We start from the raw sequence: 25,845 nt of genomic DNA, 5'->3' as shown, positions 1-25,845 counted from the left end.
ATTAAATTCTCCTTAGGTGTTTGACCCGCTATCAATGATGGATATTGAGGCAAATCTCTAGACACAATTCCTAGAGTATAGGCTCAACCTAGAAATAACTCGGCCGGGTAGAAGAGCCGCTCGAAGACGTTACGGCACTGGCGGGTTGCACGTAGGTAATCGTCTTCCAGTTCACGGGCAGATCCCGGCTCATACCCGCACCAGCGGGCGATAGCCTCAAGGTCTGAGCGGGTGGTTGTCAGGGTGTCCGATGCCCGGCCGGTACGCAACACATTGAGGCCGCGAATCTTTGACGCCAGCTTCCAGGCGTTGGTGAGCAGGGTTGCATCACGTTCGTCGACCAGCCCAGCCTGCACAGCGGCGTCCAGAGCCTTGAGGGTGGAGGTGGTGCGCATGCCCTCAATCTTGTGGGCGTGCTGGAGCTGGAGCAGCTGGACCAGCCACTCCACGTCCGTCAGCCCGCCTCGCCCTAGCTTCAGCTGGCGGGTCTTATCGGCCCCGCGGGGCATGCGTTCGGTCTCAACGCGGGCTTTCATGCGGCGAATCTGAGTGACTTTTTCGGTGGGGAAGGTAGCCGGGTAGCGGTAGGGGTCAATCAGTTCAACGAAGGCAGACCCCACATACTCTGATCCAGCGAAGGGGCGGGCACGCAGTAGGGCCTGGAACTCCCAGGTATCTGCCCAGCGCTCGTAGTATTCCCTAAAGGATTCGAGCGAGCGCACCATAGCCCCGGATTTTCCTTCGGGCCTTAGGTCAGCGTCGATTTCGAGCACTTTTTCGGCGCGAATCGGCGGGGTGGTGGGTTGTTTGAGCAGGGCGACCATGCGGTTGATGAGGTCGGTGGCTTCAGTTTGAGCGGCTTTTTCGTCGGCTCCGTCGCGCGGGATGTGCACGTACATGAGGTCGGAGTCTGAGCCGTAGCCGATTTCGGCACCTCCCTGACGGCCCATGGCGATGACGGCTACGTCGGTGAGCGGGGTGCGGCCATCGATGTAGGTTTCGCGTTCGGCGATGGCAAGAGCCGACTGGACGGTGCCCCGGTCGATGTCTGATAGGCCGTGGGCTACCTCGGCATTGCTGTTGAGTCCAAGAGCTTCGCCCATGGCGAGGCGGAGGATTTCACGACGGCGCAGCATGCGGACGGCGCGGATCGCTTCGGCGGAGTCGGTGTGGCGGGTGAGCTGGGAGCGCAGTTCGCTGATGATAGCGTCTGCTTCGCGGGGTTTGAGGTCTTCTTCCTTATCGAGCCAGGCAATGGGTTCGGGGATATCTTCAAGCAGGTCGGTAATGAAACGGGAGGAAGAGAGCAGGGCGCAGAGACGTTCAGCTGCGGCCGGGGAATCTCGTAGCATACGCAGGTACCAGGGGGTACCGCCCAGGGACTCGCTGACCCGGCGGAAGCCCAGCAGGCCAGCGTCCGGGTCCACACCCTTGGCGAACCAACCCAGCAGAACTGGCATAAGGGTGCGCTGGATTTCGGCTGAGCGGCGTAGGCCCTTGGTGAGGGCTTCGATGTGGCCTATGGCGCGGCGGGGGTCCTTGTAGCCCAGGGCTGCCAGGCGGTCTTGTGCTGCCTGCGGGGTGAGGGCCACTTCGTCCTTGGAGAGGTGGGCGACGGCGGCCAGCAGGGGCCGGAAGAAGAGGCGCTCGTGCAGGGATTTGACGGCCCGCTTAATGCTGGCCCACTGTTTGAGCATCTCTTGTTCAGTGAGCTGGGTGGGTGCCAGGGGTGAGTTCATGGCCCGGGCCAGGGTGCGCCTGTCCTTTTCCTTCTCTGGCATCAGGTGGGTGCGGCGCATGTAGAGCAGCTGAATCCGGTGCTCCATCACCCGCAAGGTGGCGTAGTTATCGGCAAAGTCGTGGGCGTCCTGGCGGCCGATATAGCTGGCCTTGGCCAGGGCGGTGATGGAGTCGGTGGTGCTTTGGGTGCGGACGCTCTCATCGGTGCGACCGTGCACGAGCTGCAGAAGCTGAACGGTGAATTCTACGTCGCGTAGGCCCCCGGGGCCGAGCTTGATTTGGCGGTCGACGTCGGCGGCGGGGATGTTGTCGGTAACCCGTTGGCGCATGGCCTGTACTGACTCTACAAAGGAATCGCGGGCGGCAGATTCCCAGATGAAGGGGCGCATGGCCCTGGCCCAGCGGACGCCCAGTTCGGGGGTCCCTGCGATGGGGCGGGCTTTGAGCAGGGCTTGGAATTCCCAGTTTTCGGCCCACCGCTTGTAGTAGGTGGTGTAGGACTCCACGGTGCGCACCAGGGCGCCGTCCTTCCCTTCGGGGCGCAGGTTGGCGTCGACCTCCCAGAGGGCAGGTTCGGGGGCCGGGGCCATGATGGCCTTGGAGAGGGCCATGACCAGCTCGGTACCGATCTGGGTCAGGGTATTTTCGTCAAGGGGGGCGAAGTCTTCGGGTAGGTCAGCTAGGGGCTTGTGGGCGACAGCGTAGACCACATCGACGTCTGAAATGTAGTTGAGTTCGCGGGCACCGCATTTGCCCATGCCGATGATGGCAAGTTCTACAGCGGCTACGGTCTCTTCGCTGCGGTTCTGGGCTACTTCGGCGCGGGCAATTGCCAGGGCCCCTTCGAGGGCGGCTGCGGCCAAGTCTGCCAGAAGACGGCCAACGGTGGGCATGAACTGTACCGGTGCGAAGCTGGTGAGGTCGTAGATCGCTAGTTCAGTCAGGTGACGGCGGTAGGCAACGCGCAGGGCGGTGTAGGCTTCTTTGCCGGTGAGCTGGGCGACCGGGGCGGACGCAGCCGAATCGGCTCCCACAGCCTCAAGCAGGTCACGGCGGTAGACGGTATCGAGCGGAGCGATAGGGGTGAGGTATTCTTCGTCGGTCTCGGGCAGCAGCGAGACGGGAAAGTCTTGGCCGTCAAAAGCCGTAGGATCAATCTCTAGCAGGTCTGCGTGCTCGGGGTGGCGAACCAAGAACTCCCCCAGCGCCTCGGAGCCGCCCAGTAAGCGGTAGAGGGCTTCGGCCTCCGCCCCCCGCGCAGCTAGCTGCGCCACCTTGGGGGCGCGTTCAATGAGTCTGACCAGGGCAGGAAGCGCAATATCGGGAGAAGGGGCTAGGCGCAGACCCTCGAACAGTTTGGCGCGGTCTAGGCCTTCGAGCTCCCGGGAGTTGAGCCAGCGGGCGCTTTTAGCCGCATCGTAGAACCCCAGGGATGCCATCTCGCTCATCAGACGCACCTGGGCCTTGCGTTCTTCTTCGGCGCGGCGGGCGGCTTCTTCGGGGGTTTCGTTCTGCGGGGTCTGGGGCACCGCTGTCTCCTTAGGTATTAATTACAGCAGGCGCAACACCGCCTGTGGTGTTGCGCCTGCATACGGGCACTAGAGGATGCCGAGGTTGTTCTTGAGTTCGTAGGGGGTTACTTCGGCTCGGAAGGCGTTCCAGTCGCGGCGCTTGTTGCGCAGGAACTGGTCAAAGACCTGCTCGCCGAGGGTTTCGGCCATGAACTCTGACTCTTCGGTGCGGTGGATGGCGTCGTGGAGAGAGGACGGCAGGGCGTGGTAGCCCATGGCGCGGCGTTCTGCGCTAGTCATCGCCGAGATGTCTTCGGTGACGGCGGCACTCGGCAGCTCGTACTCGTTTTCGATACCCTTCAGACCGGCTGCCAGGATGACGGCGTAGGCCAGGTAGGGGTTGGCAGCTGAGTCGATACCGCGGTACTCCATCCGGGCTGACTGCATCTTGTTGGGCTTGTAGAGGGGAACCCGCACCAGGGCGGAGCGGTTATTGTGGCCCCAGGAGACGTAGGAGGGAGCCTCGCCGCCGCCCCATAGGCGCTTGTAGGAGTTGACGAACTGGTTGGTGACCGAGGTGAACTCGGGGGCGTGGCGCAGGACACCGGCGATAAAGTGCTTGGCGGTGCGGGAGAGCTGGTACTCGACCCCTGCCTCAAAGAAGGCGTTGGTGTCGCCCTCGAAGAGGGAGAAGTGGGTGTGCATGCCGGAGCCTGCGTGCTCGGTGAAGGGCTTGGGCATGAAGGTGGCGTAGATGCCCTGGGAGAGGGCAACTTCCTTGATGACGGTGCGGAAGCTCATGATGTTATCGGCGGTCTGCAGGGCATCGGCGTGGCGCAGGTCGATTTCGTTCTGGCCGGGGCCTGTCTCGTGGTGGGAGAACTCCACCGAGATGCCAATTTCTTCTAGGGTGGTCACTGCCTTGCGGCGGAAGTCCTGGACCACGCCGCCGGGGGTGTGGTCGAAGTAGCTTTCGGAGTCGACCGGTTCGGGGAAGCCGCTGGGGCCCAGTTCCTTTGACTTGAGCAGGTAAAACTCAATCTCGGGTGAGGTGTAGCAGGTAAAGCCCATACCCGCTGCCTTAGACAGCACGTTCTTGAGCACGCCGCGGGTATCTGAGGCGCTGGGTTCCCCGTCGGGGGTGAGAATATCGCAGAACATGCGGGAGGTCGGCTCTTCATCCCCGCGCCAGGGCAGCACCTGGAAGGTGGAGGGGTCAGGTTGTAGCAGCATATCTGACTCGTACACGCGGGACAGGCCCTCAATCGATGAACCGTCAAAACCGATACCCTCGTCAAAAGCGCTCTCAACCTCAGCCGGTGCAATAGCAACAGACTTAAGCTGGCCCACCACATCGGTAAACCAGAGGCGGACGAAACGCACGTTGCGCTCTTCGATGGTGCGCAAAACGAATTCTTGCTGACGATCCATGTAACCTATCCGTTCATGTCTAAAGGTGGCGCCCGCACCCCGGTGGGCGGGCAAACGAATCCTTAGCATCAACTCTAGAACGTAACCGCCTTACGTGCCCACCTGGCACGCTCTCAGCCCGGTAACAGTAACGTGTTTTAAACATTTCTTTCACCGACTGAGATAAAGCGGGCCTGCTCCGGTTGCGGTGCGCCTACAGGCTACTAGAGTTAAAGCATGCTCAACGAAGAAACAGCACCCTACGGGTCCTCAACCCCTGCCCCCGCCAACGCTCCTCAGGAAGGTGAGGCAAGCGTCCTCGCCGTCAAGAAAGTGCGTACCGTGCACCTGCAGCAGGCCAAGGACGCCGGTGAAAAGTTCGCCATGCTCACCAGCTACGATGCCCTGACCGCCACTATCTTCGACCGGGCCGGCATCGAACTGCTGCTCATTGGCGACTCTGCGGGCAACAATGTGCTGGGGCACGAATCAACCCTCACCATTACCGTTGACGAGATGATTCCCCTGGTCAAAGCTGTTTCTACCGCTTCCAAGCGGGCTATGGTTGTCGCTGATCTTCCCTTTGGCTCCTATGAGCAGTCCCCCGCCCAGGCGGTAGCTACCGCTGTTCGCTTCATGAAAGAGGGTGGAGCGCACGCGGTCAAGATGGAAGCCACCGCCCACCACGTAGACCACCTGCGCGCCATGGTTGCAGCGGGCATACCCGTCATGGCCCATATCGGCTTTACCCCCCAGTCTGAGCACGCCCTCGGCGGCTACCGGGTGCAGGGCCGCGACGGCGGTCAGGCCCTCAAAGACACCGCCCTGGCCCTTGAAGAAGCCGGTGCCTTCTGCCTGCTCATGGAAATGACCCGCTCCGACGTTGCCGCCGACATCGATACCTCAGTGCGCATCCCCATCATCGGTATCGGGGCGGGTGCGGACGTCAGTGGGCAGGTGCTGGTCTGGCAGGACGCCTTCGGGCTGCGGCAGGGCAAGATGGCCCGCTTCGTCAAGCAGTACGCCAACCTCTACGACACTCTGCTCGAAGGAGCAGCCGCCTACCGGGCAGACGTGCGCTCAGGCGCCTACCCGGCAGAAGAGCACCGGTTCGACAGTTAAAAATTCTGCGTTGCCAAGAGTTCGGGATGTAGCTAACCTGGGGCTCGCGCTCGCTGCGAACCCCGGGCCAGCGTTCTCAACGCTAGAAAGAAGTTCCTTCCTTACCAGGTGCCCTTGCCCTCATCCCATTCTTCGTTGCGCTTCTTCGCCTTCTCCATGGCCTGCTCTGCTTCTTCGCGGGTAGCAAAGGGGCCCCAGAGCTCGGTGATCTTTGACTGCTGCCCCTCCTCGACCTGGCCGGTGCTCAGGTTATACCAGAACTGGGTGTCGTGGGGGCCGGGGGTGTAGTCGTTCAGTGACACAGTGTCTCCTTCATCGGTCAATAGTGTTGTACGCACCACTTTATGCCCAGTTAGGCAAAAGATACAGCTTTTGGCAACGCAGCTAGCCCGGCAGGTCGGCACCCAGCCGATAAGCTAGAAGACATGTCGACATCATCTAACAGCCACAACCTCCCCGCGGAGCCGGGCAAAGCCCCCGTGGGCAACCTAACACCCGGCGTCGTAGCCCCCATGCGCCCGGTACCGGCGCACATCGTCCGCCCCGAATACGTGGGCAAGCCCGAAGCCAACGAGGGTCAGGGTTCAAACTTTTACACCCCCGAAGAGGTAGAAAAGGTGCGGGCGGCCGGCAAAATTGCCGCCGGTGCCATTGTTGAAGCTGAAAAGATTGCTGTTCCCGGCACCACCACCAACGACATTGACGTGCTAGTCCACGAATACATCTGCGACCACGGGGCCTACCCCTCCACCGTTGACTACCGCGGCTTCACTAAGAGCGTCTGCACCTCGCTGAACGAGGTCATCTGCCACGGCATCCCCGACTCCACCGTTCTTGAAGACGGCGATATTCTCAACCTCGATGTGACGGCCTATCTGCACGATATGCACGGTGACACCAACCGCACCCTGCTCGTCGGAGATGTGGACGAAGAATCCCGCCTGCTCGTCGAACGCACCGAAGAAGCCCTGAACCGCGCCATGAAGGCGGTACGCCCCGGCCGTGAAATCAACGTCATCGGGCGCGTCATCGAAAAGTACGCCGCCCGCTTCGGCTACGGCGTGGTGCGTGACTTCACCGGCCACGGCGTCGGCAGGGAATTCCACTCCGGCCTCATCATTCCCCACTACGATGCGGCCCCCGCCTACAACACTGTCATTGAAGAAGGCATGATCTTCACCATTGAACCCATGCTCACCCTGGGCACCATCGAGTGGGACATGTGGGAGGACGACTGGACCGTCGTCACCCGCGATCGCAAGCGTACCGCTCAGTTTGAACACACCATGGTGGTCACTGCCGACGGCGTTGACATCCTCACCCTGCCCTAAACACCATCACACTCAAAGGAGCGCTCATGACTGACGCAGTCACCCCCGAGGTCCCGGCACCTGCCGCAGCTGACCTGGTTATCGGTATCGATATCGGAGGCACTGGCATGAAGGGCGGTATTGTTGATATCCGCACCGGCCAGCTGGTGGGCGAGCGCTTCCGCATCCCCACCCCTCAGCCTGCTACCCCCGAGGCATGCGCTGCTGTGGCGCGAGAGATTGTTGATGAGCTTCAGGGTCGCGAGCTTGCGCCGCTGCCCGATTCAGCGGTAGGTATCGACTTCCCCGCCATCGTGAAGAACGGTGTGACTCTGTCTGCTGCGAATGTGCACGAGTCCTGGATTGGTGCTGACCTTGAGGGCATCATGAGTGAGGCCCTGGGCGGGCGGACCGTCTATGCGCTTAATGACGCAGACGCCGCCGGCCTGGCTGAGGCAACCTACGGCCAGGGCAAGGATAAGGACGGCCTGATTGCCGTCATTACCCTGGGCACTGGTATCGGCTCTGCCCTCATTATCAACGGTCAGCTGGTCCCCAACACAGAGTTGGGTCACCTTGAGATTGACGGCCACAACGCCGAATCCAAAGCGTCCGCCCGTGCCCGTGAGCGCGACGAACTCTCCTGGAAGAAGTACGGTAAGCGTCTGCGCCGCTACTTCACCCACGTTGAGATGCTGTTCTCACCGGACCTGTTCATCATCGGTGGGGGTATCTCTAAGAACCCGGAGAAGTTCATGCCCTACTTTGAGGATGAGATTCGCACGCCCATGGTGATGGCCCAGCTGCGCAATAACGCCGGCATCGTGGGTGCTGCCCTGTGGGCCGCTGGCCACCCCAGCGAGCACGAGCGCCGCGCTGCTGCCCAGGGCTAGGCCCTACTAGCTCCCCAAGATAAGGACGCCGCCTGCTCACCTCACCTGCCGCAAGGCAGATGGTGGACAGGCGGCGTCCTTTTGTCCCCTTTTTCGCTGGCGTGTGGTTTTTTCATGTTCTCTTAATGAAAGCTCCGTAAAGTTTCTTAGACAAACATTCATCGACCGGTCTTTCGCGGGGCCGGCCTCACCGAGAAACACAGTTCATGCACCACACTCACACCACCGAACCGGTGCGCGTTGTGCTCTACAGCCACGATTCACAGGGGCTGGGGCATGTGCGCCGCAATCTAGCTATTGCCCACCATATAGCTCGGACCGTACCTGAGCTGACCGGTCGCCCCGTCGCAGGTTTGCTGGTCTCTGGGCTTCCCCAGGCCAGTGTTTTCCCGCTGCCGGCAGGTTTTGACTAGGTCTTTATTCCCAGTATCCGTAAGGCTCAGGGCGAATATGCCTCACGCTCACTAGGAGCTCCCACGTCTTTGCTGGTTGAGCTGCGTTCTCAGCTGCTACATGCCTCGCTCTTGAGCTTTAACCCCGATGTTGTGATCATTGACCGGCATATTTTTGGGGTCATGCGTGAACTGCAAGAGCCGTTGGCGGCTCTTCGTGAGCGCAACCCCTTTGCGCATGTGGTGCTAGGGCTTCGCGAAGTGCTCGATGCCCCGCAGGTTGCCCATGCTGAGTGGTATAAAAACGGTGACCCTGCTGATCTTCGGTCGGTGATTGACTCTCTCTGGATTTACGGGGACCCCTCGGTGCACAACCCGGTTGAGGCGGGTGAGATACCGGAGGAGCTTGCCGATAAGGCTAAATTCACCGGCTATCTGGCTCTTGGCAGGGGTGAGGCTGAACGTCCCCAGCTACTTCAGCACACAAAACCCTTTATTCTGACCACTGCCGGTGGCGGGGAGGACGGCGCCGCCCTGCTGCAGACTCTCGTTCAGGTGCGCGTACCTGAGGGGTTTGACCACCTGGTTGTTACCGGCCCCCAGCTAGCGACCGAGACCTTTGATCATCTGGTGCAGTTAGCGGGCCCAGGTACCCGGGTTCTTCATTCTCTACCCGGGCTGAGCCACCACATCGACCAGGCAGCTGCTGTGGTGTGTATGGGCGGGTATAACACCACTAACGAGGTTCTTGCCTCAAGCACACCAGCGCTCATTGTGCCTAGAGAAACCCCGCGCACTGAGCAGCTCATTAGGGCTCAGGCTATGAGCGCCCACGGTGTAGTTGACTACTGCCGCGCTCAAGACCTGACCGTTGCCGCCGCCGAAGATTGGTTAGCGCAAGCGGTTCGTCGCCGGGTGGATCGCACCCACATTGAACGTGATGGCCTATGGCGTACCGCCACCCTTGTTGCAGAAATTGTGGTCGGTAACCACCGCCCTACCCCGGTTCAGGAGGACTCATGCCCCGCATAGGTTACGTACTCAAGGTCTACCCCAGGTTTTCTGAGACCTTTGTGGTCACCGAGATTCTGGCGCGTGAAGCTGCCGGTGAAGACCTCAGTATTTACGCTCTTCGCCCCACGACCGATACCCGTTTCCATCCCGAGCTTGCCCGTGTGCAGGCACCGGTGACCTGGATTCCGCGAGCTAGCCAGTCAGCGAAGTTTTGGGAACAAATCGCTTATTCCCTTCCCACCGCAGCTATGCGTGAGCGTTTTGGCCGCATTCTCCCCCAGCTGCTGGAGCTTTCTGCCTCAGATGTGGTGCAGGGTGTCACGTTGGCTCAGCGTATTCAGCAGGACGGCATTACCCACCTTCACGCGCACTTCGCGTCCTTGGCCGGGCGTATGGCATGGGTTGCCCACCAGCTCACCGGTATTCCCTACACGGTCACCACCCACGCCAAAGATATCTTCCACGAGTCGGTTGATATAACCTGGCTTCGCCGGATCTGCGCTGATGCCCAGCACACCATCGCCATTTCCCGCTACAACCAGCAGTACCTCAACCGAGTGCTTGAGGGTACCGGCGCTAAGGTCGTGCTGCAGTACAACGCTCTGGAGCTCGACCGCTTCCCCTACACGGTTCCCCCGCGCCCTCAGCCGGGTCACCCTCTGCAGGTCGTGGCTGTTGGCCGGCACGTCACCAAAAAGGGCTTTGCCGAGCTACTGGACGCCCTCAAGCTCACCGTCGAGCGGGGGCTGGACGTCCGCCTCACCCTCGGTGGGTCAGGCGAGCTGACCCCGGCCCTCAAGCAGCAGGTAGCTGAGCTTGAACTATGCGACAGGGTTACTTTCCCCGGCCCCCCCCTGACCCAGCAGGAGGTCCGCGAACTTCTTGCTGATGCCCACGTCTTCGCTGCCCCCTGCATCCCGGCAGCCGACGGCAACATGGACGGTCTACCCACCGTCGTCCTTGAAGCCATGGCAAGCGGCGCGCCTGTGATCGCCACCAGCGTGACCGGTCTGCCCGAGGTAGTCCACGACCGAGAAACCGGCCTGCTACTTGAACCCAAAGATATTACCGGCCTGGCAGACGCCCTAGAGGCTGTCGCAACCGGCCATATCGACACCCTGGCCCTGTCCCGGGCAGCCCGTGAGCTCATCGAGCAGTCCTTTGATAGCCGCTCCCAGGCGCAGGCTCTTGCCGCTCTGAACCAGCCCTCTGATGTAGAAGGAAAAAAATAATCATGCGTATTGCCTATGTTTGTGTAGACCCGGGTATCCCCGTCTTTGGTAGTAAAGGGGCCTCGGTGCATATTCAGGAAGTTGTGCGCGAGCTACTGTCCCGTGGCCACGAGGTCAAAATATTTGCTACCCGCAGCGGCAAGCAGATCCCCTCAGATATCGCTGATGTGCCCCTAGAGCTCTACCGCATTGAGACCAAGGACGCCGGTGAGCGCGAACGTGCCCAGCAGCAGGTTGCTTCTCAGATGGTCGCAGACCTGCAGCAGTGGGGCGCAGACTTTATCTACGAACGCTACTCCCTTTTCTCCACAGTGCTGGCTGACAGCGGCCTGCCCGGTGTACTGGAGGTCAACGCTCCCCTCATCGAGGAGCAGCAGGCCCACCGCGTGCTCATCCACGAAGATCAGGCACACGATGCCCTAGCGCGTCAGGCAAGAGCAGCTTCTGCTGTCATTTCCGTTTCTGACCAGGTACGCTCCTGGGTAGAGCAGAAAGTTCCCGGGACCCAGGTGACCACCGTGCCCAACGGTGTGAGCATCAGCCGTATTACCCCTGCCCCCGAAAGCGAACGGGGAGTCGTGGTCACCTTTGTGGGCACCCTCAAGCCCTGGCACGGCGTTTCTGATCTTATTGCGGCTGCTGCCCTTGCCAAGCAGCCCTGGAGTCTGCGCATTCTCGGTGATGGGCCAGAGCGCGAAGCCCTTGAAGCCCAGGCAGCCCAGCTTGGTCTCGATGTAGATTTCGCCGGCGCTATCGCGCCCGCAGCGATGCCCACAGCCATTGCAGGCTCAGCGATCGGTGTTGCCCCCTACCCTGCCCCCTCAGACACAAGCGAGCACTATTTCTCACCGCTCAAGGTCTATGAATACCTCGCAGCAGGTCTACCGGTGGTCGCAACCGGCATCGGTCAGATTCCTGAGACCATCGAGGGGGCAGGTACTCTGGTTCCCGGGTCAGACCCGCAGGCCCTCGCCCGCGCTATTGACGAGCTGGCAGCAAATCCGCAGCTCCGCGCAACCTACGGTGCCCGAGCCCGCGAACTTGCTGTTCAGAAGCATTCCTGGGAGCAGGCCGTCACCCGCATCATGAGCCTGGCGGGGTACTAGGATGGCTAAACGCGTACACAAAAAGGCACTGCGCCGTACCCTCGAACTCATCGGCCCCGATATTAAGCCGCAGAAAACCCTGGCAGCTGGTGGCACTCTAGCCCTGCTCCTTGAGGTTGCCTTCCGTGTGCTCGAGCCCTGGCCGCTCAAATTTGTGGTTGATGCCCTGTCGGTGAGCCTGGGTGCCCAGCAAAGCGGACCCGCCGCGTCCTGGTCCCTCATCCTCTGGTGTGGCCTTGCCCTAATTCTCATCGTGGCACTCCGTGCCTTCACCAACTACCTGGCCACTGTTGCCTTCACCCTGGTTGGCTCCCGCGCCTCAACCCTGCTACGCGCCCGGGTTTTCAACCACGTGCAAGATTTGCACCAGGGCTTCCATGCCCGCAACCGCTCAGCAGATACCGTCCAGCGTATCGTGGGAGACGTAGCTAAGCTGCAAGAGGTAGCGGTTACCGCCGGTCTACCCCTCATGGCGAACATGCTCACCTTAGTGGTCATGCTTATCGTCATGCTGGTCATTGACCCGGTGCTTTCGCTTGTCGTCGTGGTCGCCCTCATTATCTTCCCGCTGATCTCCCGCGGCACCGCCCGCAAGATTACCCAAGCCTCTCGCCGCACCCGCAAGGCAGAAGGTCAGCTGGCAAATACCGCCCAGGAATCCCTCTCCTCCATCAAGGTCGTGCAAGCATACAGCCTGCAGGAGCACATCGGCCAGCGCTTCGTGGTAGCCAACAAGAAGTCCCTGAAAGACGGGGTACGATCACGCCGGCTTGCTGCACGGCTGGAACGCGGAACCGATGTGATCGTGGGTGTGGCTACAGCCGCTGTAATGGTCGGCGGCGCCTGGCGCGTCATGGAAAATCACATGACCATCGGTGATCTGGTGCTCTTTACCACCTACCTCAAAACCACCATGAAGCCCCTGCGCGATATGGCAAAATACACCGGCAGAATCGCCCGCGCTACAGCAAGTGGCGAGCGCGTAGCTGACCTCATGGACGTGGAAAACGACCTTGCCCAGCTTGAGACTCCCGAGCCTCTGGGAGAGGTTACCGGGCGCCTGGTCTTCAATGACGTGTACACCGAGTACGAGGGTAACCCTGTGCTACGCGGTCTGAACCTGACGGTCGAGCCCGGTGAGTTTGTCGCTGTCATTGGCCCCTCAGGTGCCGGTAAGTCCACCCTGGTGTCCCTGTTGGGGCGCTCGCAGGACCCGGTGTGGGGTACCGTCAGCATCGACCAGACCACCGTTGCCACCACCGATATCGAGGAGCTTCGCGCCAACATTTCCTTGCTTCATCAGGAGGCAGTGCTCTTTACCGCCAGCATCCGTGACAACATCCGTTACGGCCGCTTTGATGCCACCGATGAGGAAATTGAGGCAGCTGCCCGCGCAGCCCATGCTGCTCCCTTCATTGAGAAGCTACCCGATGGCTACGACACCATGGTCGGTGAGCGCGGAGGTACCCTTTCGGGTGGTCAGCGTCAGCGTATCGCAATTGCCCGTGCCCTGCTGCGTGATACCCCGATTGTGGTGCTGGACGAGGCGACCACCGGCCTTGACCCCGAATCAGCAGGTCTGGTGATGGACGCTATTGAACAGCTAGTGGATGGCAAGACCACGCTGGCGGTGACCCACGATACCGAGGTTGCCCTCAGAGCAGACCGCGTGGTGTGGCTTGAGAGTGGCAAGGTGCAGCTCGATGGTTCGCCGGCAGAGCTACTCAAGACCAGCAAGGTCTTCCGCACCTGGGTTTCGGCTGGCGAGAAGGACCACAACGAGATTCGGATGGGAGGTGCCTAATGGTTGTTTCAACGACCTCTGCTGCTCTGAGCGCAGCCCTTGAGCCCGGCTGGCTCAGTGACCAGGTAGGTTACCCGGTTGAGGCCAGGTCTATGCGCATCAAGCCGGGAACCTCCCTGCTGGTAGGTTTTCGGGGCACCGGTTCTGACGGTGAGGATGCCCAGGGCTGGCTGCGCGTGATGTGGCCAGCAGGTGCGAAGAAGGCTGCCCGCCATGAGCTCAAGGCTCAGTCGCTGGGGCGCAGCGCACCTGTGCGCCCGGCTCTACCGCACCTGGCACCGGGTTTCTACCCGGTAGCAGCTCACGGAGCAAGCGCTGCCCAGGCTCGTGGCTTTGAAGCCGGTTCAGTGGTGCAGTTCGGCTCGGTTCTCACTGACCCCAAACTCATGGACGCCCTCCAGTCAACTGGAGCCCTCGAACCTCTGGCCGATGAGAACCAGACGCTCCCCCGCGTCCTGCGGTATAACCCTGCCCGCCGCCTGGTTGTGCTGCGCGGACGCCGGGTTGAGCGGGTGCTCGCCGGTGGAGGGGCCCCCGATACAACGATTCACCGTTTTGTGGGCAATCACCTGCCGGTGCCTCCTCTTCTAGCGCCTTCAGCCGATACCGGCCTACCCGCCCTCGAATATGTGGGAACTCGTGACCTCTCAGAGGCTCAGACTGAACAACAGGCTGCCGCTGCCGGGGAACTCTTTGCCCGGCTGCACGCCTGCATTCTTACCCTGCCTGCTACCCTCATGCGAGCACTGGAGAACAAGACCCCCTCTGCTGACGCTGGCAGCAGCGGGTCTCGACAGCTTTCGGTACATGCCAGAGTCTTAGAGTCTCTCGATACGAATCTAGCCAGCAGGTGCCGGAACCTGGCTCGGGCTCTTCCCCCCGTTGCCGGTGCCCTGGTCTTGCTGCACGGTGATGCCTCGCCCGACCAGGTTATTACCGACGACGGGGGTCAGCTGTGGCTGACCGATTTTGACCGCTCTCATCTTGGGCCAGCGGCTCTCGACCTGGGCTCTTATAACTGCACCAGCTCACCGCAGGCTGCCACCGCGTTTTTAGAAGGATACCGAGCCGCTGGTGGGGCAAAAATCTCACCCGAAGACCTGCTCCTGGGAAGCGCCCATGCGCTCGCCCTGCGCGCGGTTGAACCGCTGCGGCAGGCCCGCCCCACCTGGCGTGAAGACGTTGCTCACAATCTGGCACGAATCGAGAACCTGCTATGAAACACTCCCCGGCTTTTTCGCTGATGCTCGAGGCAGCAGCGGGCAACCTGCTACCGCCGGAGCATACCATCAGGCGGGCATGGCCAAGCACAGGGGGTTCGCTGACCCTTGAGATTACCGATGCATCTACCGGTGAGCTGAGGGCAGGCACGGTGGCCTCTCACGGTGAGCTCACGCTGCTCTCCCCTGCCGGTACCGACCCGAAGCTCCCCGAACTTGCCGAAGACAGCTCGGCTGCTAATGCTCAGCTACTGGTGCACAGGGCAGGTAAACGGGCAGTGGTGCGGCACCCGCAGAAAGTCTCTAAGCACCTCAAGCGCTCAAAGGTTTCCCAGGTTGCAACAGCTACTGAAGCGGTTGGTAGGTTGGCTGCTGCCAGCGGTTTTTCTGTAGCTCGGGTCGTTGCGACCGGCTCCAGCCGGGTTGACTTTTCGCTCCTGCCAGGAAAATCCTTGTTCGACTGGGCAGATCAGGGGCAGGACGCCTGGGTCAGGTTCACCGAGATCTGGCAAGAGTTCTTAGCCCTGGGAGCTCGTGCTTATCGAGGTGGCCAGGAGATCCCGGCTAAATCCGGTGGCTTCACCCCGGCAGTGCACGGTAGTGAGCAAGAAGCGCAGGTACTAGCCCAGTGGAAGCAGCAGGTCGAAAGCTTTGGGGCTTGTGCTTCCTTTGCCTCAGGCCAGCACCTGCTCGATTACATCGACCGTCTCATCGCAGACCTATCATCGGGAGCTGAGGACGGCTATGTTCTGCTGCACCGGGATCTTCACGATAAGCAACTGCTGTGGGATGGCATCTCGCTGGCCCTCATCGATCTCGATACTGCCGCCTACGGCGAAGCCGCCCTTGACCTGGGCAATCTGCTGGCCCACCTAGAGCTACGGACCATTCAGGGGATCTACTCTCGCAACTTTTCGCAGGGCGTCATCCAGCTCCTTGAATCTCTAGCTAACAATAGTGGCATCAGCCCCCAACGGCTCGATCTCTACAGGCGGGCTGCCCGCGCCCGCATCGCCTGCGTCTACAGCTTCAGGCCAAGCGCCCACCGCTGGCTAGACACCTGGGTCGACCACACGTTATTAACCCACTTCTAAACACTCAAAGGAAAACACCCCATGAAAATCTCTGTTATCGGCTGCGGCTACCTCGGCGCCGTCCATGCAGCAGCAATGGCCCACCTGGGTCACCAAACCATCGGTATCGATGTTGACCCCCACAAAATCGAAACCCTTTCAGCAGGCAAGGCCCCCTTCTTTGAGCCCGGCTTCCCCCAGCTTCTGCGTTCCTCTCTCGATGCCGGAAAGCTCAGCTTTGCCCAGGCACCGGCCAATGATGCCCTTGCCAATGTTGATGTTCACTTTATCGCTGTTGGCACTCCCCAGTCTGAGTCAGGTAAGGCAGCTAACCTCACCTTCGTGGAATCAGCCCTCGATATGATTCTTGAGGCTATTCCCGCCGAGAAGAAAGCTGCGGCTGCACCCGGGCGTCCTGCCACCGTTATCGTCGGAAAATCCACCGTGCCGGTAGGCACCGCCAGCCGCCTGGCCAAGCGCGCCGAGCAGGCGGGGGCGGTACTGCTCTGGAACCCCGAATTCTTACGCGAGGGTTTTGCGGTTCAAGATACCCTGCACCCCGACCGCCTGGTCTACGGCCTGCCCGAAGACCCACAGGCAGCCCAGACGGGGGCAGAAGCGCTCGATGCTGTCTACGCACCGCTACTGGCTGAGGGAATCCCCCACATCAAAACCAACTACCCCACCGCCGAGCTGGTCAAGGTTGCGGCAAACTCTTTCCTTGCCACCAAAATTTCCTTCATCAACGCTATGGCCGAACTCTGCGAAGCCACCGGTGGCGATGTGACCGAGCTAGCCCATGCTATTGGCTACGACGAGCGCATTGGCAACAAGTTCCTGCGCGCGGGTGTGGGCTTTGGCGGTGGATGCCTGCCCAAAGACATCCGTGCCTTCATGGCTCGAGCCGAAGAGCTAGGTGTGCAGGACGCGGTGAGCTTCCTCAGGGATATCGATGCTATTAACCAGCGCCGCCGTGACCGGGTTGTCACCGAGTCTATTAAGGCCTTCGGTGGAGAGATTGAGGGTGCCCGCATCACTGTCCTCGGCGCAGCGTTTAAGCCCAACAGTGATGACATCCGCGACTCCCCTGCCCTTGAGGTAGCCCTGCGCCTGGCGGAGGCCGGTGCAGCCGTCACCATCAGCGACCCCGAAGCCTTACCCAGTGTTGCCGCCCGCTACCCCCAGCTCATCGGGGTCAAAGACCCCGAACAAGCCCTGGAAGGTGCCCAGCTGGTACTGCTTCTGACCGAATGGCAAGACTTTGTGGAGCTCGCCCCTGCCCGCGTAGCATCGCTGGTTGAGCGCCCCCGCATTATTGACGGCCGCAACGCCCTGGATAAGGACGCCTGGCTGGCAGCGGGCTGGGACTACGCAGGCCTGGGTCGATAAGGGTACGCTGAACTAGGTCACGCCGCTGCTTACAGGAAAGCCGCCCCGCTATCGTTCCGGCCCTACGGCTGGGAGCGCAGCGGGCGGCGTCCTTTTTAACTGGGGCTAGAGCAGGGTAGGCTGCTCCCCCTCGTCCGCCCCCGCCTCGCGCAACGCTGCGATAGCGCGCTCGAAATCATCAAGCGATTCAAAGGCCTGGTAGACGCTGGCAAAGCGCAGGTAAGCCACGGTGTCGAGCTTTGACAGGGGCTCAAGAATTGAAAGACCGACTTCATGAGCATCGATCTCGGCAATGCCCTTAGCTCGAATTGCCTCTTCAACTTCCTGCGCTAGCTTAGCCAGGTCGTCCTCCCCCACGGGGCGCCCCTGGCAGGCCTTGCGCACACCCGAGACAATCTTGGACCGGTCGAAGGGCTCGGTCACGCCGCTTCGCTTAATCACCGATACAGCGGTGGTCTCCACGGTGGTGAACCGCTTGCCGCAGTTACTGCACTGGCGGCGGCGGCGAATCGCAGAGTTGTCTTCGGTGGTGCGGGAATCAACCACCTTTGAGGTGGAATTACGGCAGAAGGGGCAGTTCATGTGGTTCCTCCTAGCGTTCTTCTAGTTGGCCCTGGGTGCCGGCGAACCGGTACGCACGGTGATGGCCTCACCGTGGGCGGGAAGGTCTTCATCGTGGGCAACCGCGACAATGGCATCACTGATCTCAGCTAGAGCATCTTCGCTGTAGTTGATGAGCTGAACCGCCTTCATAAAGACAGTGGTGTTGAGCCCCGATGCGTAGGCAGCTGAACCGCCGGTGGGCAGGACGTGGTTGGACCCTGCCGCGTAATCGCCCAGGGGCACCGGCGAGTAGGGGCCGATGAAGATCGCACCGGCGTTGCGCACCCGCCCGGCCACCTCTTCTGCCTTCTCGGTGTGAATTTCAAGGTGTTCAGCGGCGTAGGCGTCGGCCACCGCGATTGAAGCTTCGAGGCTGTCGGTGAGCACCACGCCAGACTGGGGGCCGGTCAGGGCGGTGGCAACGCGCTCGCTGTACTTGGTGGCGGACGCCCGGCGGTTGATGGCCTCTTGCACGGCTACTGCGAGAGCCGGGCTATGGGTAATCAGGACGGACCCGGCGTTGGGGTCGTGTTCTGCCTGGGAGATCAGGTCAGCGGCAACGTAGTCGGGGTTGGCGGTGTCGTCGGCAATGACAGCGATTTCGGTGGTGCCGGCTTCGCCGTCCACGCCCACGACTCCTTGCAGGGCCCGCTTGGCCATGGCGACAAAGATGTTGCCGGGGCCGGTGATGGTGTCGACGGGTTCAAGGACCTCACCGGCGTCGTCCAGCCCGTAGGCCATAGCGCCAAGGGCACCGGCGCCGCCGATGGCCCAGACCTCGGTAATGCCCAGCAGCCCGGCTGCCCCGATAATGGTGGGGTGGGGCAGACCGTCAAATTCTTTCTGGGGCGGAGTGCAGAGCACAATAGAGCCAACGCCAGCTGCCTGAGCGGGCACGGTGTTCATAATGACCGATGAGGGGTAGACGGCCAGGCCGCCGGGCACGTACACGCCGGCGCGGCGCACGGGGGTCCAGCGGTTGGTGAGGACGGCCCCGGGGGCAACTTCGATGGTCTGATCGGCAGGGCGCTGGGCGGCTGCAAAAGCGCGGGTGCGTTCGATGGCGATTTCTAGGCCCTCACGCACGGCAGGGTCGAGGTTCTCTACCGCCCGGTCGATAGCGCTCTGCGGTACGCGCAGGGTGCCCTGCGCTACTCCGTCGAAACGGGCGGAGAGTTCCCGCAAATAGTCAGCCCCTCGGTCCTGCACATTCTCGAGAATTTCGTGCACGGTAGTGAGCGCCTTGCCCACGAACTCTGTGGTCTGGCGCGGGACGATGCGGCGCAGCTCAGCGTAGGAATGATTGCTGCCGCGCAGGTCGATGGTGCGCAAGGTGAAGTCTGCGCGGGCAGTGGAGTTCTGGGTGTTGTCTGTTGTGCTCACTCTTTGATTTTAACGCGGCCGTCAAGCCGCTGCGGGTTAGGCCTGGGGGTTTCCGGCTGGTGAGATTCTACTGCCTTGAGTTTTTCTGCCACGGCCTGCCAGCCGGGCGGACGCTTGCGGGCAGACAGGGACTCGACCACGGTGATGTAGGACTCGGCGATAAGCTCGGCTAGCAGCTCACCGGTCAGACCTGGATGAGGTATGAGACTGTACCAGTGGGTTTTGTTCATGTGCCAGGCCGGACGCGCCGCCGGGTGTGTTTCGATGATGGCTGCAACATCGGCCGGGTGGGCTTTGAGGTTGACCAACTGGGTGCCGTCCTTCTCAGCTAACACCATGAACCACTTGCCACCCACGCGGGCGGCTTCGGCGTCGCTGCGGGAGGTGAAGCGGTAGAGCTCGGCTGCGGGCAGGGCCAGGGCGTGCGCGGACGCCGCCTCGTAGAGGGCGCGGGAGGTGGAAAGGGGCATGAGGTTCAAGCTTAGTGGTCACTCTTCATAGTAGCCAGAGGCTCTGTTATGTCGTAGCCTTCAGCAGCCGGAGAGGGTGCAGGAGTAACTATAAGCGCACCAATAGCTAAAATTGCAACAAGGCCACGGCATATTCTCTGACTCATCTGAAACCTCATGGGGCTTATTATGGTTGACTCTCATCTAGAGTGCATTAAATGTTTTGTAGAACAAGAGCAGTTCATACAAGAGTATAAGCATAAATTGCACCTATTTGTGCCCTACAACACTTTTTTCGTAGTTCTCTTCAAGAAGACCACTCACCCCAATGAGCTCCTTGCCCTAAGACTGCCTTATCTATCCACCTGTCAGCAGATGAAACTCTTGTACTACGACCTCATCGAACCCAGCGCTCATGAAACAACACGTGATGGCAAGATATTCTGGGCAGGGACTCGAGAGGATGATATTCCGCTCTGGTCAGAAAAGACCCAGCAGAGGGTGGAGAAAATTCTTGAGGAAACACAGCGCGCCTGGATGCCGGGGCCGGTTGCCAGCTGGGAGAAGCTAGTCTCTTACCCAGGTAATTTCTAAGATGACATCGAGAAGTTCATGAAAGGTATAGAGGGTTATTCATAAGGGGGCAACCACACCCCACCCCACCAAGAAACAACAAGGCTTATTCATAAGGGGTTCCGCAGGCTCACGCTCGCTGTGAGCCTGCATCACCTTGCAAACAAGTTTCGATAAGACAGCTCAAGGAGCCTTACAGGGCAGCCTTAATTTCAGCTGCGCTCGCCGTAGGTGAGCCCACCTCAGCCAGGCCGCGCTCGGTTACCGCCAGCAGAGTGGGGTAATGGTCCACACCCAGCCCCAGCACCTGCTGCTGCTCGGCAGCGGCGCGGGCAGCGACGTCCGGATCCTGCAAAGCCGCTCGCACGGCCTCGACATCTAGCCCTAAGCGCTGGGCTGCGAAGCCGTAGGCGGCTTCACTCGAGAGGCTCAGCCCCTCACCGTAGAAGGTAGCCTGCAGGGCAGAGACAGCTTCTAGGGCGCGGTCTTCGCCTGCTACATGGCGCAGGGCCATGAGCCCGCGGGCAGCATCATCGGAGTTCATGACAGTTGACCCTTCAGCCAGCATAGCCTCGTAGCCCTAGTCGAACTCCACCCCGGTTAGTGCCGAGATGCGTGCGTTTGCCGCCAGAATATGGCCGTACTGGCCGATGGGGGCCGAACGGCCGCCGGTGAAAAGAGCACCGTGACGCACAGTTAGGTTCACCTCCGGGTCAGCCACCAACTCCCGTACGGTCGGGCCAAAGCCGTAGCACCAGCCGCAGTAGGTATCGACCACATAAATGAGTTCGTGTATGCTACTCCCCTTCAGATCCAGTACCTATGCCTACTTGCCCTGGGCTGCTGCCTCATCGGCAGAAGCAACTGTAAAGCGGGTGCCTGCGTGGGCGGGGTTCTCCAGCTCGTCGATGGCGGCAACGGCGAAGTCCTGGGTAGAGACGAACATACCGGCGGGCACGTCCTGCTCGGTGCGGTAATCACCGGTGCGGGCACCGGGGGCGATCATGGGTGAGGGGGCCAGCATGGTCCAGTTCAGACCGGACGCTGCACGGTAGTCCTCGAGCACGGCAGCGAAGGTCTTGGCTTCGGGCAGGTACTCTTCGGGGAAGTCGGGGGTTTCGAAAAGCTTGATATCGCCAGCCTGCAGGGCGCCAGCACCGCCGACGATCAGGAGGCGGCCGGTGGGGGCAGCAGCGATCAGGGCGCGGTGGGCTGCGATAGCTGCGGAGTAGTCGTCGCGGCTAGCAACGGAGATGACGGTTGCCTCGGATGAGTTGATGACCTCTACCAGGGCTTCGGTGTTGGCCAGGTCGAGGGCTGAAGTACCGGCTGAGCCGCTGCGGGTGTAGCTGGTTACCTGGTGGCCGCGGTCCTCAGCTTCTGCGACGATTGCTGAGCCGACCATACCTGCTGCACCGATTACTGAGATGTTCATGGGTTGTTCTCCTTGAAGAAGTGGTTTTTGTGTTCTGATAGTTCTATAGTATGTTTTAGAAACTAATTACCTCAACGTAACTGTTGAAAGTTTTTTAAAAAACTTTTCGAAAGGCCTACCGTGACATCATCGCCCCAGGTCAGCGCGGACGCACGCCCCGTCTCCCAGCCGGCAGCAGAGCAACTGCCGGCCAACGTCCTCGACCAGAACTGCCCCTCACGCACCGTGCTGCGCCACTTGACCGACCGGTGGACTCCCCTGATCGTCACCGTACTGGCAGACGGTGAGCCGGTACGATTCAAGGATCTCAAAAGCACCATCCAAGGGGTCTCCCCCAAAGTACTAACCGAGACCCTGCGCTCCATGGAACGTGACGGGCTACTGACCCGCCACATCACCGCCAGTGTTCCCCCGCGCGTGGACTACCAGCTCACTGACCTGGGGCTGACCACCGTTGAGCCGCTCACCGCCGTCCGCCTCTGGGCAGAAACTCATCTGGAAGAGGTGCAAGCTAACCGCGAACGCTACGACGCCGCCCAGGCTCTCTAAGAACACCCTTTAGAAAAGAATGTGCCGCCCGAATTCGAATGTAGGAGTCTTACTCCCCCGCTCGAATTCAGGCGGCACATTCAGTGCTTCTTAGCTACCTAGAGGTCCAGGCAGGCCGGGCCCAGCAGCACCTTGAGGTCGCCAAAGAGGGCCGGGTTGGGGTTGACCCGCAGGTCGACGCCCAGGCGAATGAGCAGGCGCTTGGTGCGGGTGGTCATGGCGATACGGACCTCTGATTCGCCCTTATGGTTCTTCAGAATGTCGCGCAGCTGACCCAGGGTCTCCTCAGTCGCCTTGTACTCGGGAATGGCGATAGTGACCGGGCCGCCGGTGCCGTCCGCTGAAATCTCGGGGATATTCAGCTCCTGGGCACTCAGGGTCACCGACCCGTCGTCGCGGCGCTGCAGGCGCCCCTTGATGGTACAAATCAGGTCTTCGGCCAGCACACCGGCAATCGGCTCGTAGGCGCGACCAAAGAACATGACCTCGATAGAACCAGTGCGGTCTTCAATCTCGATACGGGCGTAGGGGTTGCCCGAGTTCTTCGCAATACGGCGGGAGACGCTAGTGATCATGCCCGCGATAGTTACGATCGCCCCGTCGGGCTTGATTGAATCTTCTGAGATCAGACCCTGAATGGTGGAGTCTGAGAGGGAATCTAAAGCATCTTCGAGACCACGCAGGGGGTGGTCAGAGACGTAGAGGCCCAGCATCTCGCGCTCGAAGTTGAGCTTATCGCGCTTCTCCCATTCGGGGACGTCCGGAATCTGCACAGCCAGCTCGTTCGCCGGGTTATCGTCGTCCAGCCCCAGACCGCCAAAGAGGTCGAACTGGCCAGCAGCCTCCTGACGCTTGACCGAGACGGTCGCGTCGATGGCCTCTTCGTGGATCATGGAAAGCGGACGCCGGTCGTGGCCCAGCGAGTCAAAGGCGCCAGCCTTGATGAGGGAGTCCACTGTGCGCTTGTTACAGACGACAATCGGTACCTTGGCCAGGAAGTCGTTGAAGTTCTCGTAGCGGCCCTTTTCTTCACGGGCATCGACCATGGCAGAAACCACGTTGGCACCCACGTTACGGATAGCGCCCATGCCGAAGCGGATATCGTCGCCCACAGGGGTGAAGTTCAGGGCAGACTCATTCACATCGGGCGGCAACACCGTAATCTTCATGTGGCGGCACTCGTTCAGGTACAGAGCAAGCTTGTCCTTATCATCGCCCACCGAGGTCAGCAGCGCAGCCATGTATTCCTGGGGGTAGTGGGCCTTCAGATAAGCCGTCCAGTAGGAGACCAGACCGTAGGCCGCCGTGTGGGCCTTATTGAAAGCGTAGTCAGAGAAGGGCAGCAGAATATCCCAAAGGGCCTTGACCGCCTCCTCGGAGTAGCCGTTATCGAGCATGCCCTGATGGAAGGTGGCGTACTGCTTATCCAGCTCATCCTTCTTCTTCTTACCCATAGCGCGGCGTAGAATATCCGCCTCGCCCAGGGAGTAGTTAGCCACCTTCTGGGCGATCGCCATAACCTGCTCCTGGTAGACAATCAGACCGTAGGTGGTATCGAGAATCTCCGCCAGGGGCTCTTCGAGCTCCGGGTGGATGGGGGTGACCTCCTGCAGACCGTTCTTACGCAGGGCGTAGTTGGTGTGGGAGTTCGCGCCCATGGGGCCGGGGCGGTAAAGCGCCAAGACCGCCGAAATGTGCTCAAAGTGGTCAGGCTGCATGAGCTTGAGCAGCTGGCGCATGGGCCCACCATCGAGCTGGAAGACACCCAGGGTATCACCGCGCGCCAGGAGCTTGTACGACTCGGCGTCATCCAGTTCCAGAGTTTCAAGGTCCAGATCCTCGCCGCGGTTGAGCTTAATGTTCTCAATCGCATCCGAGATAATGGTCAGGTTACGCAGGCCCAAGAAGTCCATCTTAATGAGCCCCAGCCCTTCACAGGTGGGGTAATCGAACTGAGTGATGACCTGGCCGTCCTGCTCACGGCGCATGATGGGGATAACATCAATCAGGTCGTGGCTCGACATGATGACGCCCGCCGCGTGCACACCCCACTGGCGTTTCAGGCCTTCCAGTCCCTTGGCAGTCTCAAACACCTTGGAGGCGTCCGCGTCCGACTCAATCAGGTCACGTAGCTCCTGGGCGTCGCTGTAACGCTTATCGTCCGGGTTGTAGACGTTAGCGAGCGCAATGTTCTTGCCCATCACGTCCTCGGGCATGGCCTTGGTCAGGCGCTCACCGGTGGAGAAGGGGTAGCCGAGCACGCGGGAGGAGTCTTTGAGTGCCTGCTTGGCTTTGATGGTGCCGTAGGTGACGATCATTGCCACCTTGTCTTCGCCGTACTTTTCGGTCACGTAGTGAATCACTTCAGAACGGCGGCGATCATCGAAGTCCACGTCGAAGTCGGGCATGGAGACGCGGTCGGGGTTGAGGAAGCGTTCGAAGATGAGGTCGTGTTCGAGGGGGTTGAGGTCGGTGATGCGCATGGCGTAGGCCACCATGGAGCCTGCACCGGATCCACGGCCGGGGCCGACCCGGATCCCGTTTTCCTTAGCCCAGTTGATGAAGTCAGCAACGACCAGGAAGTAGCCGGGGAAGCCCATCTGCGAGATGATGCCCACCTCGTACTCGGCCTGCTTGCGCACCTCGTCGGGCACGCCCTTGGGGAAGCGGTAGTGCAGGCCGCGCTCAACCTCTTTGACGAACCAGGATTCCTCGTTTTCCCCCTCGGGCACGGGGAAGTTTGGCATGTAGTTGGCCTTGGTGTTGAACTCCACGGAGCAGCGCTCGGCGATTTCCATGGTGTTATTGCAGGCCTCGGGGTAGTCGCGGAAGAGTTCGCGCATCTCAGCCGGTGACTTGAGGTAGAAGTTATCGGCATCAAACTTAAAGCGCTTGGGGTCCTGCAGGGTGGAGCCTGACTGCACGCACAGCAGCGCGGCGTGGGCCTTGGCGTCCTCTGCATGGGTGTAGTGCAGGTCGTTGGTGGCGACCAGGGGCAGGTTCAGTTCTTTGGCCAGCTTGAGCAGGTCGGCCATGACGTTCTTCTCGATATCAAGCCCGTGGTCCATGAGCTCGCAGTAGAAGTTTTCCTTGCCGAAGATATCGCGGAAGTCGCTGGCTGCCTGCATGGCCTCCTTGTACTGGCCAAGGCGCAGTCGGGTCTGCACTTCGCCCGAGGGGCAGCCGGTGGTGGCGATTAGCCCCTTACCGTAGGTCTGAAGCAGCTCGCGGTCCATGCGCGGCTTATAGAAGTGGCCTTCGAGTGAGGCCAGAGAGGACGCCCGGAACAGGTTGTGCATGCCCTGGGTGTTCTCTGCCCACATGGTCATATGGGTATAAGCACCACCGCCGGAGACGTCATCGCGCCCGCCCTCACCAAATTTCACACGGGTGCGGTCCTGGCGGGCGGTACCCGGGGTCAAGTAAGCCTCCACACCGATAATGGGCTTGACCCCGGCGTTGTTGGCCTTGTTCCAAAAGTCGAAGGCACCAAAGAGGAAGCCGTGGTCGGTGGTTGCCAGGGCGTTCATGCCCAGCTGCTTGGAGTGCTCAAAGAGGTCGGTGAGGCGGGCAGCGCCATCGAGCATGGAGTACTCGGTGTGCACGTGCAGGTGGGTGAAGTCGGTGTTAGCCATGC

Annotated in this window: 23 protein-coding genes; 13 read left to right on the top strand and 10 right to left on the bottom strand. The window is 60.8% G+C overall.

From position 1 onward, the window contains the following. Positions 1 to 83: 83 nt before the first annotated feature. Positions 84 to 3,269 carry a bifunctional [glutamine synthetase] adenylyltransferase/[glutamine synthetase]-adenylyl-L-tyrosine phosphorylase gene (locus VSX42_RS00525; protein ID WP_326502487.1) on the bottom strand — a complete coding sequence of 1,062 codons (3,186 nt, stop codon included), beginning with the start codon at positions 3,267 to 3,269 and terminating at the stop codon, positions 84 to 86. Between the two features lie 69 nt (positions 3,270 to 3,338). Then, entirely contained in the window at positions 3,339 to 4,682 is a 1,344-nt protein-coding gene (gene glnA / locus VSX42_RS00520) for a type I glutamate--ammonia ligase (RefSeq protein WP_326502486.1), read from the bottom strand. 216 nt (positions 4,683 to 4,898) lie between these two features. On the opposite strand from glnA, the gene panB reads away from it, so the two are divergent. Then, positions 4,899 to 5,783, top strand: coding sequence for a 3-methyl-2-oxobutanoate hydroxymethyltransferase (gene panB, locus VSX42_RS00515; protein WP_326502485.1), 885 nt, complete (start codon positions 4,899 to 4,901; stop codon positions 5,781 to 5,783). 101 nt (positions 5,784 to 5,884) lie between these two features. On the opposite strand, the gene VSX42_RS00510 is transcribed toward panB, so the two are convergent. Continuing rightward, a complete protein-coding gene (locus VSX42_RS00510) occupies positions 5,885 to 6,085 on the bottom strand; it encodes an SPOR domain-containing protein (RefSeq protein ID WP_326502484.1) in 201 nt (66 codons plus the stop codon). Positions 6,086 to 6,208: 123 nt separating this feature from the next. Here VSX42_RS00510 and map point away from each other — a divergent pair, with 123 nt between their 5' ends. The 10 genes from map to VSX42_RS00460 all read left to right on the top strand — a co-directional run bounded on the left by map (position 6,209) and on the right by VSX42_RS00460 (position 17,216). Continuing rightward, complete coding sequence (gene map, locus VSX42_RS00505) at positions 6,209 to 7,114, top strand: type I methionyl aminopeptidase (RefSeq protein ID WP_237195367.1); 906 nt, start codon at positions 6,209 to 6,211, stop codon at positions 7,112 to 7,114. 26 nt (positions 7,115 to 7,140) lie between these two features. After that, positions 7,141 to 7,986: a polyphosphate--glucose phosphotransferase gene (ppgK, locus tag VSX42_RS00500; protein WP_326502483.1), complete on the top strand. Its 846-nt coding sequence runs from the start codon at positions 7,141 to 7,143 to the stop codon at positions 7,984 to 7,986. Between the two features lie 206 nt (positions 7,987 to 8,192). Next, positions 8,193 to 8,399, top strand: coding sequence for a hypothetical protein (locus tag VSX42_RS00495; protein WP_326502482.1), 207 nt, complete (start codon positions 8,193 to 8,195; stop codon positions 8,397 to 8,399). A gap of 162 nt (positions 8,400 to 8,561) precedes the next feature. Beyond that, positions 8,562 to 9,410, top strand: a complete 849-nt coding sequence (locus tag VSX42_RS00490; RefSeq protein ID WP_326502481.1) for a glycosyltransferase family protein — start codon at positions 8,562 to 8,564, stop codon at positions 9,408 to 9,410. Then, complete coding sequence (locus VSX42_RS00485; RefSeq protein ID WP_326502480.1) at positions 9,398 to 10,624, top strand: glycosyltransferase family 4 protein; 1,227 nt, start codon at positions 9,398 to 9,400, stop codon at positions 10,622 to 10,624. Before VSX42_RS00490 ends, VSX42_RS00485 begins: the two co-directional genes overlap by 13 nt. A 2-nt stretch (positions 10,625 to 10,626) precedes the next feature. Further along, entirely contained in the window at positions 10,627 to 11,730 is a 1,104-nt protein-coding gene (locus VSX42_RS00480; protein ID WP_326502479.1) for a glycosyltransferase family 4 protein, read from the top strand. A 1-nt stretch (position 11,731) separates the two neighbouring features. Next, positions 11,732 to 13,534, top strand: coding sequence for an ABC transporter ATP-binding protein (locus tag VSX42_RS00475; protein WP_326502478.1), 1,803 nt, complete (start codon positions 11,732 to 11,734; stop codon positions 13,532 to 13,534). Continuing rightward, on the top strand, positions 13,534 to 14,754 hold the full coding sequence (locus VSX42_RS00470) for a phosphotransferase family protein (protein ID WP_326502477.1): 1,221 nt from the start codon (positions 13,534 to 13,536) through the stop codon (positions 14,752 to 14,754). Before VSX42_RS00475 ends, VSX42_RS00470 begins: the two co-directional genes overlap by 1 nt. Further along, positions 14,751 to 15,848 carry a phosphotransferase gene (locus VSX42_RS00465; RefSeq protein WP_326502476.1) on the top strand — a complete coding sequence of 366 codons (1,098 nt, stop codon included), beginning with the start codon at positions 14,751 to 14,753 and terminating at the stop codon, positions 15,846 to 15,848. The genes VSX42_RS00470 and VSX42_RS00465 overlap by 4 nt, the downstream gene beginning before the upstream one ends. 21 nt (positions 15,849 to 15,869) lie before the next feature. Next, positions 15,870 to 17,216, top strand: a complete 1,347-nt coding sequence (locus VSX42_RS00460) for a UDP-glucose/GDP-mannose dehydrogenase family protein (RefSeq protein ID WP_326502475.1) — start codon at positions 15,870 to 15,872, stop codon at positions 17,214 to 17,216. Between the two features lie 105 nt (positions 17,217 to 17,321). Here the strand turns inward: VSX42_RS00460 and nrdR are convergent, their stop codons facing one another. The 3 genes from nrdR to VSX42_RS00445 are packed head-to-tail and all read right to left on the bottom strand — an operon-like array spanning position 17,322 to position 19,672. Beyond that, a complete protein-coding gene (nrdR, locus tag VSX42_RS00455) occupies positions 17,322 to 17,798 on the bottom strand; it encodes a transcriptional regulator NrdR (RefSeq protein ID WP_326502474.1) in 477 nt (158 codons plus the stop codon). A gap of 21 nt (positions 17,799 to 17,819) precedes the next feature. Then, positions 17,820 to 19,202, bottom strand: a complete 1,383-nt coding sequence (hisD, locus tag VSX42_RS00450; RefSeq protein ID WP_326502473.1) for a histidinol dehydrogenase — start codon at positions 19,200 to 19,202, stop codon at positions 17,820 to 17,822. After that, a complete protein-coding gene (locus tag VSX42_RS00445; RefSeq protein ID WP_326502693.1) occupies positions 19,199 to 19,672 on the bottom strand; it encodes an MmcQ/YjbR family DNA-binding protein in 474 nt (157 codons plus the stop codon). The genes hisD and VSX42_RS00445 overlap by 4 nt, the downstream gene beginning before the upstream one ends. 255 nt (positions 19,673 to 19,927) lie before the next feature. Here VSX42_RS00445 and VSX42_RS00440 point away from each other — a divergent pair, with 255 nt between their 5' ends. Next, a complete protein-coding gene (locus VSX42_RS00440; protein WP_326502472.1) occupies positions 19,928 to 20,245 on the top strand; it encodes a hypothetical protein in 318 nt (105 codons plus the stop codon). Between the two features lie 172 nt (positions 20,246 to 20,417). Here the strand turns inward: VSX42_RS00440 and VSX42_RS00435 are convergent, their stop codons facing one another. From VSX42_RS00435 to VSX42_RS00425, 3 genes are read right to left on the bottom strand one after another with little or no spacing between them, the layout of a single operon-like run. Then, positions 20,418 to 20,768 (bottom strand): thioredoxin, encoded by a 351-nt coding sequence (locus tag VSX42_RS00435; RefSeq protein ID WP_326502471.1) that lies wholly within the window; start codon positions 20,766 to 20,768, stop codon positions 20,418 to 20,420. Positions 20,769 to 20,804: 36 nt separating this feature from the next. Beyond that, complete coding sequence (locus VSX42_RS00430) at positions 20,805 to 21,002, bottom strand: hypothetical protein (protein WP_326502470.1); 198 nt, start codon at positions 21,000 to 21,002, stop codon at positions 20,805 to 20,807. A 48-nt stretch (positions 21,003 to 21,050) separates the two neighbouring features. Further along, a complete protein-coding gene (locus VSX42_RS00425; RefSeq protein ID WP_326502469.1) occupies positions 21,051 to 21,659 on the bottom strand; it encodes an NAD(P)-dependent oxidoreductase in 609 nt (202 codons plus the stop codon). A 120-nt stretch (positions 21,660 to 21,779) separates the two neighbouring features. Between VSX42_RS00425 and VSX42_RS00420 the strand changes: the two genes are divergently transcribed. Next, complete coding sequence (locus tag VSX42_RS00420) at positions 21,780 to 22,208, top strand: helix-turn-helix domain-containing protein (protein WP_326502468.1); 429 nt, start codon at positions 21,780 to 21,782, stop codon at positions 22,206 to 22,208. Positions 22,209 to 22,306: 98 nt separating this feature from the next. Here VSX42_RS00420 and dnaE read toward each other — a convergent pair whose 3' ends face one another. Beyond that, complete coding sequence (dnaE, locus tag VSX42_RS00415; RefSeq protein WP_326502467.1) at positions 22,307 to 25,843, bottom strand: DNA polymerase III subunit alpha; 3,537 nt, start codon at positions 25,841 to 25,843, stop codon at positions 22,307 to 22,309. Positions 25,844 to 25,845 lie beyond the last annotated feature (2 nt).

The organism is Rothia nasimurium, from assembly GCF_035916755.1.
Lineage (GTDB): Bacteria > Actinomycetota > Actinomycetes > Actinomycetales > Micrococcaceae > Rothia.
The sequence above is the reverse complement of the archived record's forward strand: the minus strand, read 5'-3'. Positions and strand labels throughout refer to the sequence as shown.

Coding starts and splice junctions, on each gene's coding strand:
- panB (WP_326502485.1), top strand. CDS start 4,899: ATGCTCAACGAAGAAACAGCACCCTACGGGTCCTCAACCCCTGCCCCC.
- nrdR (WP_326502474.1), bottom strand. CDS start 17,798: ATGAACTGCCCCTTCTGCCGTAATTCCACCTCAAAGGTGGTTGATTCC.
- VSX42_RS00425 (WP_326502469.1), bottom strand. CDS start 21,659: ATGAACATCTCAGTAATCGGTGCAGCAGGTATGGTCGGCTCAGCAATC.
- VSX42_RS00435 (WP_326502471.1), bottom strand. CDS start 20,768: ATGAACTCCGATGATGCTGCCCGCGGGCTCATGGCCCTGCGCCATGTA.
- VSX42_RS00445 (WP_326502693.1), bottom strand. CDS start 19,672: ATGCCCCTTTCCACCTCCCGCGCCCTCTACGAGGCGGCGTCCGCGCAC.
- VSX42_RS00460 (WP_326502475.1), top strand. CDS start 15,870: ATGAAAATCTCTGTTATCGGCTGCGGCTACCTCGGCGCCGTCCATGCA.
- VSX42_RS00475 (WP_326502478.1), top strand. CDS start 11,732: ATGGCTAAACGCGTACACAAAAAGGCACTGCGCCGTACCCTCGAACTC.
- VSX42_RS00480 (WP_326502479.1), top strand. CDS start 10,627: ATGCGTATTGCCTATGTTTGTGTAGACCCGGGTATCCCCGTCTTTGGT.
- VSX42_RS00485 (WP_326502480.1), top strand. CDS start 9,398: ATGCCCCGCATAGGTTACGTACTCAAGGTCTACCCCAGGTTTTCTGAG.
- VSX42_RS00495 (WP_326502482.1), top strand. CDS start 8,193: ATGCACCACACTCACACCACCGAACCGGTGCGCGTTGTGCTCTACAGC.
- dnaE (WP_326502467.1), bottom strand. CDS start 25,843: ATGGCTAACACCGACTTCACCCACCTGCACGTGCACACCGAGTACTCC.
- VSX42_RS00490 (WP_326502481.1), top strand. CDS start 8,562: ATGCGTGAACTGCAAGAGCCGTTGGCGGCTCTTCGTGAGCGCAACCCC.
- map (WP_237195367.1), top strand. CDS start 6,209: ATGTCGACATCATCTAACAGCCACAACCTCCCCGCGGAGCCGGGCAAA.
- VSX42_RS00465 (WP_326502476.1), top strand. CDS start 14,751: ATGAAACACTCCCCGGCTTTTTCGCTGATGCTCGAGGCAGCAGCGGGC.
- glnA (WP_326502486.1), bottom strand. CDS start 4,682: ATGGATCGTCAGCAAGAATTCGTTTTGCGCACCATCGAAGAGCGCAAC.
- ppgK (WP_326502483.1), top strand. CDS start 7,141: ATGACTGACGCAGTCACCCCCGAGGTCCCGGCACCTGCCGCAGCTGAC.
- VSX42_RS00470 (WP_326502477.1), top strand. CDS start 13,534: ATGGTTGTTTCAACGACCTCTGCTGCTCTGAGCGCAGCCCTTGAGCCC.